The sequence below is a fragment of the Steroidobacter sp. genome, assembly GCF_016790065.1.
Classification (GTDB): domain Bacteria; phylum Pseudomonadota; class Gammaproteobacteria; order Steroidobacterales; family Steroidobacteraceae; genus Steroidobacter.
The window spans coordinates 1-13,068 of sequence record NZ_JAEUPY010000366.1 but is presented as its reverse complement, the minus strand read 5'-3'; the positions used below and the strand labels follow the sequence as shown (position 1 = coordinate 13,068).

Below are 13,068 nucleotides of genomic sequence, written 5' to 3'. Positions count from 1 at the left end.
TCATTGCTATGAAACAGCACCAGACCACTGTCGCGATCGATGACGGCAAACTGCAGCAGCGGCGGCGACACGGCCGCTGCCAGACTGTGGAAACTGGCGCTGCCGGTCACGATGCCGCAGAAACCACCGTCGCAATTTGTTCCCTGTGAGCGCGGCATGGCGATCTGCAGAACACGAGCACCGTCGCTGCCGCTGAACAAACGCTGCGCGACGAAGGAGTCTTTTTTCCCAGTCGCTGCGTCCGAAATTGCCCAGCCTTCGTTTCTTTGCAGCGCTCGGAAGTATTCGCGGTTGTCGTAACTCGCATCGGACTTCACCAATGGCGGGTCATACACCGTGTAGCGCTCGCCCTCGCGCGCGCCGCTGCTGTCAGTGGCGAACACGGAAGAGAACGTCGTCCAGCCGCGCCACTGACCGGAGCCGTCAGCACTCACATCCACGACACAGGTGCGATCCAATTGCTTGTTACAAGCTGCGACGCTGCCGGTGACGAACCCACCACCCTCGCGTGAGCGGATTGGAATAGCGAGTGGCGCAGCCGGTCGCGCCGGCCCATATAGCGTTCGGTACTGATCGAGCAGCAGACGTCCTTCCTGCAGCTCGCGATCCAAAGTCGTGTCGATCTCTTGCGCGTAACGCGCCGTCGCCGTATCGACCCACGACAACAAGCCCTGATAGCTCCACACCCACACCGTACCAATCGCCAACACCGCCGGAATCAACACCACAGCCGCCAGACAAGCGACCGCCTCGCTCCAGGCAATAGAATCGTCGGGCGCCTTCGAACGTAGATTCGCCAGTGGCCAACCCAGAAACGCCAGCAGCGTCAGGATGGTGACCAGGAAGCGGCCGCCCGGCTCCATCGAACTGGCCAGTTCGGCACGCAGGTCTTCGCGCTTCAGGCCGACGATGTACAAACGTTCTTCGCGCAGTGCCGGCTTGCCGTCGTCCTGCTCGAGGTAAGTGCCGTAGCGCGGCTGCACGGCTCGAACGAATGCTCGATATTCGTCGCCGGCGATTGTGGTGGTGAGCACATCGGGCTGTGACGGCAATGTTTGTTTTTCCGCCGACGCCTCGCTGCTTCGGCCCAGCAACGCACTGACATTGGTTACCCCGAGACGCCGCACCTTGGCCGGATGCAATTGCAGGGTCGCTGGTCCAGCGCTTGTCCGGCGCGGCACGGTCGCAATGACGGTGCCATCGCCCAATGCCAGCAACACCTCATCGAAAAAGTCCTGCGACACGAACGCTTCGGCAGTCTCGGCCATCGAACCTTGGAACGCGGCCGTGAGTACCTGATCGGCATTGCGCGATTGAATTTCTATCGTGCAGGAGAACGCGGTGAACGGCACGCCAGGCTCGCGGGCCCGCACCGAAGTGGCATAGCGATTGGTCGGCCCGCAGGCGCGCGCGAACGTTTCTTTGCTGACGCTCGCGATGCCGACCTTTGGGCCTTTGAGCGCAAGCCGCCGCTGATAACTTTCGCGCCGGTCATTGCAAAGTTTGCTCAGCGGCGCCTGGCCGGCAAATTCCAGCACACACTGACCGCCGACCAGTTCGATGGGCAACAGTCGTAACTGATTGGCGAGCGTGCGCTGCAGATTGTCGAGCTGACTACCGAACTCATCCAGGACGCGGAAGGCTCGCTCTTTGTGAAATGCCGTCGCGCTCACGAAGCGCAACACATAAGCACCGGCCGCGATCAGCAGTACGATGCCGGCTGCAGCAAATAACAATTGCGCCAGAGGCAAACGACGCTGTCGCCGTCGGCCGCCGCGCACGGCGAAGCCCGACGCATTCGCGGGTGTTGCAGTATTCGAAGGATTGGCGGCTTCCATGAACGGATGGTGGCAACGATTGGAAGCAAACAGAGTCAGGAGAAGCCGCGACCAGCTGCAACGAGCGTCCGAGCGGGAGGAGAACGGAGCGCGCGCAAATGCGGTGGCATACAACCGACCGCGGCTTCAAACCGGATAACCTTAGGTCGGCCGATTGTCAGCGCGGGCAGGTCTCGGGCCCATTGACCATAAGGCCAGCCGCAGTTTGTTCCGTCTGCGCAACGGCATGAGACGCATCGTCGCCGGAATTCCCGCTGGACTCGACTTCACCGCAGCCCGCCAGGCCGGGAGCCGCTTCGGGGACGATCACCGGCGTTGGCAAAACCTCGGTTGGCACCGGCAGGGCGGTTGCCGGCAGCTCTTCCATAGCGGAACGGTTCAGCATCGCCGCGAGCAGAAAACTGCCGCAGATCATGAGCCCGCCGACCACTACACCTCGTTCCACGCTGCTATCCCCTAGGATGGCGAACGGGGCTAAACACCCATCGCCGTGCGCAGAGTATTGGCGGGTTACCTGGCTGTGATGTGTCCTTTAGGGCAGCCGAGCCTCGCCCCGGCGGGTTATTTCGGGAACCCACAATCGGATACCCCCGGCCGCTCGACTTTGGTCACGTTGCCGGCCAGCGACAAACCCCAACGACCCAGCCAGCGCTCGCCAAGCTACGATTCGTGCGACCATTGCGCAGGAACTTTCTGGCTCGCAATCGTGACCAACTGCAGGTCTGCGGCATCACACTCACGGATGCTGTCGTTAGGGAATTTCGGTGCGCTTCATGCCTTTCATACAACGTTCAGTCGGGTCGCTATTCAGCTTTGGCCGGCGCCCGCTGGCGCGGCTCGCGCTGCTGGTCTTGTGCGGCGGTCTGCTGGCCGGCTGCGAAGGCAAAGTCACCATGGACCTGGCCACCGAGCTGCCATCGGATCCGGCCATCGCGCAGATCGTGGCCAATGTGCGCGGCTTACAATTTGTTACTAGTAGCGGCGGCACCGAGACCATCGAGTTCAGCGACAGCGAGGTGCTGGACTTCATCGACCTGGCCGACGACAACGGCATGTTGCGGCTGTTCACCGACGAGCAACTCTCCGAAGGTAACTACACCGGCGTGCGGCTGCTGTTCGATGAAAATGCCAGCGACGATGCCTATGTCACCAATAACTCCGGCACGCAGTTCCCGCTCAACCTGGTCACCGGCGACTATGCGACGCTCAGCTTCGATGTCGAAAAAGACAAGACCAGCCACGAGTCGTTTACGTTATTGCTGGACCTGCGCAAGTCGCTCAGCTTCGATGACGACAGCGACGAATACACGCTCACGCCTATCCTGCGCGCCGTGAAAACCGAAGACATGAGCCGCATCGAAGGCAACGTGTCGGTGAGCTGCCCGTCCGGCGACAGCCTGTCCCGAGGTGCCGTTTATTTGTATACCGGCGAGGATGTGACGCCCGACGACATCGACGGCTCGGATACCGAGCCGTTCGCCACCACGCCCATCTTCACCAGCTCGTCGGGCAACTCGTACTTCTATGCGTTGCGTTATCTGCCGGCCGGCGATTACACGATGGCGGTCACGTGTATCGGCAACGACGAGGATCCGCTGACCAGCGAAGATCTGGAGTTCCGCAACATCGTCAACATCAGCGTCGACGATGCCGAGACGGTCACTCGCAACCTTCCTTGACGCGCTAACGCTTGGTTACATATACGTGGCCCGCGGCTCGCGAACCTCACGCGGCGGCGGCGGGCCAGAATCCAAACTATAATTAACGCTCGACTCGAGTTTCGCGACACGCACGCGCACGTCTTCGAGTCGCGCCACCGAGCCATTGATCAATCGCGAGATCACGAGCGCGACGTCGGCGTGCAAGGTGGCGTCATCGTCGTCGGAGTAGGTCAGCACGTCTTTCAAACAGCGGGCCATGGCGTGAGTCTGCATGAGTTCGCCACGCTCGAACTCGATGAGCTCAGCTAGCGATGCTGTAGCGGGGCGCGGTGCAATCGGTTCGTCCGGAGCCATGAAACTCTCCTGCGGTGGATCAGGCTGGAGCATGTTACGCAGGCACTCCGCGGCTGTATATATAAACAGACCCGATCGCACATTTTTATTTTGACTGCGCTCCGCGCGTCACCGCGTGCGCACGCTACGCGGAAGTTGGCGCGGAGCGAAGCACGGCAACTGGGAATGTCGCCAGTACCTCGGAAACGAACAACGACCCCTCCTCGCCTTGCGCGCGGATCGAGCGACCCGTCAGCACGTCGCGAAACTCCCCGCCACCGTTGGCACCCACGATGATTCTGGTGTCACCCCAAACGTTGCCCACTGGCAACGTGACAACGCCGTCTACCAACTTCGCTGGCCAACGCGGCACCACGACCACGCAACTACGCCATTCATAAGCCCGCGCGAACGCGAACACGTGATCTTTCTTCTCGCCTTCCACTTGCAGCGGTTGATAGCTCCCCAGCGCGAACAACGCAGCGTCATCGACACGAAGTTGCAGCAGCCGCGATGTGACGAACAACTTGGCGCGCACGCCATCAGCGCCCTCCAACAGCGTAGCCGCATCCTCGACACTCGCCAGCGATTCGAGCTGCTGCGCGGCGGCTTCGAAGTCCACCTGCGCGCGATTATCCGGATCCACCAACGTGAACACCGGCAACTCCGTGCCTTGATAAAAATCGGGCACGCCCGGCGAAGTCGTTTTCAACACGGTCGTCGCCAGCGAGTTGATACGCCCGAAATAGGCGATGGGCCCGACGAACGATGTGAAGTCGCGCAGGAACGCATTGCGCTCGGGATTACTCAACAACTGCGCGATGAACTCGCCGACGGCAGTCTCATAGTTGGCGTTGGGATTGATCCACGACGTAGCGCGCTTCGCCTCGCGGCCCGCCTTGAGCAGGTACGCTTGCAACCGCTCGATGAGTCGTTCGGTAGTCAGCTCCGGCGACCACAAGCCTGCCAGCGTCTGATACAACAAATACTCGTCTTCGCGGGACGGCGCCGGCGCATCGTCCACCTGCCGGCGCTTGTTACGATTCAGCTGCGACCAGCGCGACAAATGCTGTTTCCATAGATCCGGCAGTTCGCTCAGCACCGCGATGCGCGCGCGAACGTCTTCGCTGCGTTTGGTATCGTGCGTCGACGTCGCCAGCATGGCATGCGGCCACAATTTGGCGCGTTCCAGATTGGCCTGATGCAAAGCCGTCGACGACACGCTGAAGCGGCTGGGCTCGCCGCCTACCTCATTCAAACAGATCAGCCGATTGAAACGATAGAACGCGGTGTCCTCGACACCTTTGGCCGTTACCGGCGCGGTCACCTGCTGAAACTTCATCGCGAATTCGAGCATGGCCTGGCGATGCGACGCCGGCCGCCCATCCGCCGCTGTGCCCAACAACACATCGCGCAGGAAGTCGAACACGCTGACTTCGGCACCGGCACTGCGCCGTCGCGCCAGCCCGGTCGCCCAATGAATGATCCGGCGATCTTCATCACCGATCCCGCGCGGCGAAATATAAGTGCGGTAAACCGGGAAGCACGCAATGACTTCGCGAATCGCCTCACGCAACGCCGCTCGAGTGAAGTCGGCAGTGTGCCTATCCAAGTGCGCGATCCGATCCAGCTGCGTCGCCAGCACTTCCACTTCGGCCGCCAGCGACGAGCGCATCACCAACCGCTTGCTCTCGTAGACCAGCGCTTCGAACGACGCCTCGTTCTCAGTGAAATTCCGGTAGCGCCGAGTCATCCGCGACTCTTCGTCGCTACACACCAGCCAGGTGGTTTGCAACGCTGCGTAGTCATAGCCGGTGGTGCCATGAACCAGCCACGACTCGGGCAACCGTTCGTGAGCCGCCAGGATCTTTTCAGTCACCACATACAGCGGCCGCCGCCCCGCCTGGTCGCCAAAGCGTTCCTGCAAGCGCAGAAAGTATTCCTCGGGATCGTACAAGCCATCGGAATGATCGATACGCAAGCCGTCGATGCTGCCGGCGTCGATCAGCTCGAAGATCAACTGGTGAGTCGCATCGAACACACTGCGCTCGTTCATGCGCAGCGCTGCCAGGTCGTTCACGTCGAAGAAGCGTCGATAATTGATCTCGTCGACCGCCACCCGCCAGTACGACAGCCGATACGCCTGCGTCTCCAGCAATGCATCCAACGCGTCGAAGCTTTCCGGCTGGCCGGCCGTGCCGTTGATGCTGATCACGCTCTCGGTAATGTGACGCAAAATTTCCGGACTGCGTTCGAGCAACCGCGCCAGACGGCGCTTGTGTGCTTCTTTGTCGCGATAACGAATGGCGATCGCGTCGGTGGACGTATCGTCCCGCGGCGGCAGATTACTGAAACTGTTCAGCAGACTTTCGAAGTCGGCGCGATGCGAATCGTCTGCGGGCAACAACTCTGCAGAGACAGGCTGCGAAAAAATGCGAGCGTACTCACGCGGATCGATGGGCATCCGATGCTCGTGATAGCACACGGAGAAGCTTCCGGCCGCAGCATCGAACTCGACCTGCAACTCACCGCGCTCCAACACCACACCGTAGGAATCGCCGAGCACCGGCACCAGAATACGATCTCGCATGGAGACACGATTCGGCCGCCAGTCGATGTCGAAGTGAAACGCACAGCGCGCCGCCGGCCCGTTCTCCAGCACATCCAGCCACCACACGTTGTCGTTGCCCATCACGCCGAGGTGATTGGGCACGATATCGACGATCAGCCCCAGGCCGTGCTCATGCAAGACCTGCACGAAGCTATCGAAATCCTCGCGACTGCCGAGCTCCGGATTGAGTTGCGAGTGATCGACCACGTCGTAGCCATGCATGCTGCCGGGCCGCGCCTTGAGAATGGGCGAAGCGTAGACGTGACTGATGCCAAGACGCGCCAGATAAGGAACGATGCGTGCGGCAGCGCTGAACGTGAACTCTTTGTTGAACTGCAGCCGGTAGGTGGCGCGAGGAATGTTGAACCTCGAGCCCGGCTCGGTGGGTAGCGGTGAATTCATGGCTGGTCCAACGACCAGCGAACTTCCCACGCGCCAAGTGTTTCACCGCGAGCCCCGGCACTGGCAGTCGAATACCAAACCTCACCCGAGAGCAGCGCGGACTTGGGTGTGTCACTGAGGTTGGCTTGCAAGACCAAAACTTTGCCCCCGGTGATCGGCCACTTCACTGTGAGCAAATGTTCGTCAACGCTGTAAGTGGCGGCGCCAGGCTGAATCCCTGGAATCAACGGCACAACCTGCTTAGTGCGCATACTCAGTAAGTCGCGAGTGAGCTGCTCCCACTCCCGATGCGGCGAACGAGTGCGGTCCGCGGCGTTCAACTGGCTGGCCCGATAAGTCTCGGGCGCATTCGGATCGGGAATCTGCTCGCGCTGCTTATCGCTGGTGAAGCTGCCGAACGCAGCAAACTCGTTACGCCGGCCTTCGCGGATCGCCTTGGCCAAGTCGCCCTGGTAATCGCAAAAGTACAAGAACGGCTGCACCGCGCCGTACTCTTCGCCCATGAACAACATGGGAATCTGCGGTGACAACAACAGGATCGCAAAGCCGGCGCGAAGTCGTTCCGGCGGCGTCAGTTGCGTGAGCCGCTCGCCGAGCGCGCGATTACCGATCTGATCATGATTCTGCAGAAAGCTGACGAAGGCGCTCGGCGTCAGATGTGAGCTAGGCTCGCCGCGCGGCTGGTTCTCGGCGGGAAAAACTTCACCCTGATAAGCAAAACCTTCGGCGAGCACCCGACCGAGATGTTCGAGCGGACGATCCGCATAGTTGGCGTAGTAACCGTCGCGTTCATCGCTCAACGCAACATGCAGCGCGTGATGAGCATCGTCGTCCCATTGCGCAACCATCGTGCGACCTTTGCAGCCGAGCCGCCGCGCCTCGTTGTGATGGTTCTCGAGCACGATGTGAATGCTTCGCTCGCTGCCGGGCCCTCGCTGCACGGTCTCGACCAACTCATCGATGAAATGAGTATCGCCGTCGTCGAACATGGCATGCACCGCATCGACCCGTAAGCCGTCGAAGCGATACTCGGCCAGCCAATACAACGCATTCTGGATGAAGAACTGTCGCACGATGGGGTGTGCGAAGTTGATGGCGCTGCCCCACGGCGTGTGCCGAGCCGAGGTGAAAAAATCCTCGGCGTACCGATGCAAATAATTTCCTTCCGGACCGAAGTGGTTGTAGACCACATCGAGCAGCACCATCAGTCCACGGTCATGGGCCGCTTGGACGAAGCGCTTCAACTCTTCCGGGCGGCCGTAAGTGGGATGCGGCGCATATAACAACACGCCGTCATAGCCCCACCCCCAGCGCCCGGGAAATGTATTGAGCGGCAACAGCTCGATGGCGGTGATGCCGATGCTGGCGAGATCGTCCAAGCGGTCGATAGCCGCGGCGTAGGTACCTGCTTGGGTGAACGTGCCGATATGCAACTCGTACAGCACCGTTTCATGCCACTCGCGGCCGTGCCAATCCGAGCGGCGCCAGGGAAAGGAACGCCGGTCGACGACTTGCGAAGGGCCGGTCACGCCGTCGGGCTGAAAGCGTGAGGCCGGGTCGGGCACCTCGAGCTCGTCATCGATGCGGAAGCGATAGCGGGTACCGGGCCCAACGCTGTGCGCCAATGTTTCGAACCAGCCGTCGTCGCCGGCAGTGAGCGGCTGGCGCAGCGGGCCGCCGCCCTCATGGCCGACGATCAGGTCGACGCGCCGTGCGCTCGGCGCCCACAAACGAAATTTCGTGCCCTCGGCGGTGAGCTGCGGACCGAATTGCAACGAGAAATCATTGCTCACAGCGCGTCACCATCGGGCGTCCTGCCCCTGTTGTTGATGTCCTGTTGCGCGTGTTCGGCTCGGCTCAGAGCGACGCCCCGCGCATCGAGCGTTCGAAGTGCGCATGCTGAGCGGCCAGATTGATCAAATCGAGTTGACTGGGAACATCGGCATGCGCCCGGAAGCGACGATCGCTGGACACCCGGTCGCTGGGCAACCGGCGCAAAGTCTCACCGACCCGATGGGGAGTGCCCAAATCGCTCCAGCCACAGGAAGGCACGCGCATCACGCACAGCGTGCTTTCGCGGCCTTCGAGCAGATCGCGCGAAAAATCCAGGTCCGGCAGCCGCGTATACATATCGACGATGGCCGGCCAGCCGCTCGCGGTCTGCTGCTGGAGCGCGTTGCTGACGATCACTTGCATTTCCATCACGGTGGCCGCGAAGCGCGGCAGGAATAGATTCAGCAAGGCGCGGGCCGAGGCCGCAATAATAAAGGTGTTCCATAACCCGCCGGCCCGGACGATCTGGGCTGCCACGGGTAGCTCGGGTTTTTCCACGAAGCGCGCCACAGTTCGACCGCCGAACGCGTCGCTGACGCCGGGAATGACATAGCCCAGCTCGCTATCCGGCTCGTCCGGATGCAGGCCGAGCAGCACCGGCTGGTCAGGACAGCGCACGACATGGTCCATGGCCGCGGCCAATGAGCGCTGCAGGGTCGCTTCGTCGGCCACATAGTGGTCGGACGGCAACAACAGCACCTGCGCCTCCGGATCCTGGCTTAAAATATGCACCAGCGAATACAGGATGCCGATGGCGGTACCGCGATTACGAGGCTGAACGATCAGGTTGGCCTGGGGTAGCGCGGTGATGGCTGCGGCGCTCGACCACCAGCGATGGTGTTGTTGAGCGACGATGGCGCAAACCCGCTCCGGGGCGACCTGCGATTGTGCGCGAGCCAGCGCGTCTTCCAACAACGATTGGCCGCCGCTCAAGGAACAGTACTGTTTGGGAACCGCCGTGCCGCAAGGCTGGGTGGTCAACGCGCGTAATCGACTGCCGTCGCCTGCTGCCAGAACCAAAGCCCATTGATGAGAATGGCCACGGTCCGGGGCTCGCGACACGTCGATCATACGGATCTCCGATAACAATGCGGTACGACAGGTATAGGCTGGTAAAGTGACGCTGTTGTGGCAATGCCACCAACGAACATCGATGCGAGTAATCCGCGGCGAAGCGACGCGGTTCCGCGACAGCGATGAAATCTGGAACTGTGGCGTTGTGACATGCGTAGACCAGAGACCTGAAACTTCCCGGCGCGATGATGCGCAGCGAATCGGGTCCCGTCCGCTACGTATCAGCTTGCCGTAGCGGCCTTTGAACCAGGAACGATCGATTCGGATGAATTCAGGCGAGTCAGCAACATCTCGGGGCGCCGGCGCCTCGTCCATTCCGCGCTCGGGACCGCCGCTGGTGATGCAGCGACCGGCGCAAAAAATCATGCGCCGTTACTGGCTCACGATGCTAGCCGTGACTTTCTCTTGTGTGGCCGGTGCCGCTTCCGTAAAACCCGCACCCAATGGCGCGGCAGCCGCCCGTTATAAGTTCACGCCCACCACGGTAGTCGAGTTGGCCAAGCGCACCGCCGCGGGTGCCTATCAGCCGCGCCGGTTGGAAGGCAATACGCCCCTCCAACAACTGACCTACGACCAGTACCGAGACATTCGTTTCAAACCCGACTCGGCGTTGTGGCGTAACGAACAGGTGCCGTTCCGGATCGAGCTGCTGCCGGCCGGCTTTCTATTCCAAACCCCGGTCAAGGTCTCGGCCGTGGAAAGCGGCACCGCGCTCGACCTGACCGGCATGCCCGACATGTTCTCGTTCGGGCCGCACGTGCCCAAACAGCTGGGCATGCAAGCGCTGCCGCTGTCCGGCTTCCGGGTGCGCAACCTGCTCAATTCCCGCTCGGTCTGGGATGAGTTCACGGTGTTTCAGGGCGCCACCTATTTTCGGGCGGTGCCTCGCGGCGGCCAGTACGGCTTGTCGGCCCGCGGCCTGGCCATTCGCACCGCGCATCCGGCCGGCGAAGAATTCCCCGCCTTCACCCAGTTCTGGATCGAACGGCCGGGCGCCAACTCCTCCGGCATCGTGGTGCATGCATTGCTGGACAGCCCGTCCACCACCGGCGCTTACCGGTTTGCCATTCAGCCCGGCACCGAGACCGTCATGGATGTGGACATGACGCTGTTCCCGCGCGTGGATCTGGACAACATCGGCGTGGCGCCGCTCACCTCGATGTTTCTGTTCGATGAATCCGAGCGCACCCGCATCGACGACTTCCGCGACGAAGTACATGACTCGGACGGTTTACAAGTGGTCACCGCTTCGGGCGAACGCCTGTGGCGACCTCTGCGCAATCCTACAGACCTGCAAGTATCAGCCTTCACTGCCGAGGCCCCGCGTGCGTTCGGCCTGATCCAGCGGTCGCGCCGGATGAGCGACTACCGCGACTTCGAAGCCAAATATGAGCTGCGACCCAGCGCCTGGATCGAGCCCACCTCGGATTGGGGTAAGGGCTCGGTGGACCTGGTCGAGATCCCGACCGAGAACGAGACCAACGACAACATCGTGGCGTTCTTCCGACCACACTATGTATTGCCGGCCGGCAAGCCCTGGCATGCGTCGTATCGCATGCGTTGGAACACCACGCCGCGCATCACCCCATCGCTGGGACGTGCCACCGCCACTCGCACCGGTCCGACGATCGATGGCAAGCGTCGTATCTTCGTAGTCGACTTCGCAGGCGCGGGGCGTACCATCGAAGGGCTGAAGCTCGATGTCGGCGCGTCCGCGGGTAAGCTGTCACATCTGGTGATGCAGCCGAATCCGCTCACCAAGGGCGTGCGCGCCAGCTTCGAGTTAGATCCCGCCGGCAGCAACCTGGTCGAGCTGCGACTGCGTCTGTTGCGGGCCAATCGACCCATTACCGAAACCTGGCTTTATCGATGGACGGCCAGCTGAAAGCTCCCACGCCGCCCCCGCCGGCGACCCCAGGCGAAGGCCGCGACGTAGTTCGCGGCGCCATGCCGTTCGAGCGTCCTATCGACATGCCGGTGCAAGACTTGCGTCATGCGCCCCAGGTCGTGCGAGCGCTCGGCCCGGCGCCGGCCCGAGCAATCTTTGCACGTGCCCTCGCGATTCTGGGCACGCTCGGCATCACTGGTTACGCGCTGTTCGAGATGCTCAGCATCGTCGAATTCTCCAAGATGACGGTCCTGCAAGGCGTGATGATTTTCTTCTTCACGGTCACCTTCGCGTGGATCGCATTCTCGGCCGCCTCGTCCATCGTCGGCCTGCTGGTGCCGTTGCACATCCCCAAGACTCAGGCGACGCTGGTCGGTTCGCGCACCGCGTTGCTGATGCCTATCTATAACGAAGATCCCGCTGCCACCACCGCCGCTCTACAAGCCATGGCCGAAGCGCTGGCACAAGCGGGAGCCGCGCAACACTTCGAGATCGTGATCATCTCGGACACGACCCAGGTCGATCCCTGGATCAACGAATCGTTGGCCATCGATCGGCTGCGACGCGAGCTGCGCGAGGTGATGCCGGTGTGGTATCGCCGACGTTGGCACAACACCGGTCGCAAAGCCGGCAACGTCGAAGAGTTCGTCAAACGCTGGGGCGGTCGTTACGACTACATGATCGTGCTGGACGCCGACAGCTTGATGTCGGCCGAAACATTGATCGAGCTGGTCCGCCGCATGCAGGGCGACGCGCATTTGGGGATTTTGCAAACCGTGCCAATGCTGCACGGTCATTACAGCTTGTTCTCCCGCATTCAACAGTTCGCCGGCCGCGTCTATGGCGGCATCATCGCGCGCGGCGTCGCTGCCTGGTCCGGCAACGAAGGCAACTATTGGGGACACAACGCCATCATTCGCGTCTCGGCGTTCGCCGAAGCCTGTGGCATGCCTCAGCTGCCGGGCCGTAAACCTTTCGGCGGTCACGTGATGTCGCACGACTTCGTCGAAGCGGCGTTGATGCGTCGAGCCGGCTGGAAAGTGCGCATGGCACCGGACCTGGACGGCTCGTGGGAAGAAAGCCCACCTTCGCTGATCGATGTCGCGGTTCGCGACCGTCGTTGGGCCCAAGGCAACTTACAACACACCAAGATCATCGGCGCCGACGGCCTGTCCACCATCAGCCGCGGTCACTTTTTCATCGGCATCATGAGTTATCTGTCCTCACCGCTGTGGCTGATGCTGCTGGTGGTGGGTTTCGCGTTGACCTTGCAGGCCACGCTGATTCGTCCGGAATATTTCAGCCGCAGCTTCCAGCTGTTCCCGGACTGGCCGAAGTTCGACGCCGAGCGCATGACTCAGCTGTTCATTTTCACCATGGTGGTGCTGTTCATTCCCAAAGTGCTGGGCATGTTGCGCTCCTTGTTCA

At 61.6% G+C, this 13,068-nt stretch carries 9 protein-coding genes; 3 read left to right on the top strand and 6 right to left on the bottom strand.

The features are described from left to right. Together JNL55_RS15170 and JNL55_RS15165 are read right to left on the bottom strand one after the other, a co-directional pair. Nucleotides 1-1,838: hypothetical protein (locus JNL55_RS15170; protein WP_293854939.1), on the bottom strand; the 1,838-nt coding region annotated here is incomplete at its 3' end. Between the two features lie 157 nt (nt 1,839-1,995). Continuing rightward, nucleotides 1,996-2,283 carry a hypothetical protein gene (locus JNL55_RS15165; protein WP_293854935.1) on the bottom strand — a complete coding sequence of 96 codons (288 nt, stop codon included), beginning with the start codon at nt 2,281-2,283 and terminating at the stop codon, nt 1,996-1,998. A 328-nt stretch (nt 2,284-2,611) separates the two neighbouring features. Here JNL55_RS15165 and JNL55_RS15160 point away from each other — a divergent pair, with 328 nt between their 5' ends. Continuing rightward, nucleotides 2,612-3,517, top strand: coding sequence for a DUF4382 domain-containing protein (locus tag JNL55_RS15160; protein ID WP_293854942.1), 906 nt, complete (start codon nt 2,612-2,614; stop codon nt 3,515-3,517). A 15-nt stretch (nt 3,518-3,532) separates the two neighbouring features. Here the strand turns inward: JNL55_RS15160 and JNL55_RS15155 are convergent, their stop codons facing one another. From JNL55_RS15155 to JNL55_RS15140, 4 genes are all read right to left on the bottom strand, one after another. Beyond that, nucleotides 3,533-3,853 carry a hypothetical protein gene (locus tag JNL55_RS15155; RefSeq protein WP_293854932.1) on the bottom strand — a complete coding sequence of 107 codons (321 nt, stop codon included), beginning with the start codon at nt 3,851-3,853 and terminating at the stop codon, nt 3,533-3,535. Nucleotides 3,854-3,977: 124 nt separating this feature from the next. Next, nucleotides 3,978-6,845: a malto-oligosyltrehalose synthase gene (gene treY / locus JNL55_RS15150; RefSeq protein ID WP_293854927.1), complete on the bottom strand. Its 2,868-nt coding sequence runs from the start codon at nt 6,843-6,845 to the stop codon at nt 3,978-3,980. After that, entirely contained in the window at nt 6,842-8,638 is a 1,797-nt protein-coding gene (gene treZ / locus JNL55_RS15145) for a malto-oligosyltrehalose trehalohydrolase (protein ID WP_293854924.1), read from the bottom strand. The genes treY and treZ overlap by 4 nt, the downstream gene beginning before the upstream one ends. 64 nt (nt 8,639-8,702) lie before the next feature. Next, nucleotides 8,703-9,749, bottom strand: coding sequence for a sugar phosphate nucleotidyltransferase (locus JNL55_RS15140; RefSeq protein WP_293854920.1), 1,047 nt, complete (start codon nt 9,747-9,749; stop codon nt 8,703-8,705). Between the two features lie 388 nt (nt 9,750-10,137). Between JNL55_RS15140 and JNL55_RS15135 the strand changes: the two genes are divergently transcribed. Then, nucleotides 10,138-11,637 carry a glucan biosynthesis protein gene (locus JNL55_RS15135; protein WP_293854916.1) on the top strand — a complete coding sequence of 500 codons (1,500 nt, stop codon included), beginning with the start codon at nt 10,138-10,140 and terminating at the stop codon, nt 11,635-11,637. Further along, nucleotides 11,622-13,068 (top strand): glucans biosynthesis glucosyltransferase MdoH (gene mdoH / locus JNL55_RS15130; protein ID WP_293854913.1); only part of this gene is annotated, 1,447 nt, incomplete at its 3' end. The genes JNL55_RS15135 and mdoH, both read left to right, overlap by 16 nt.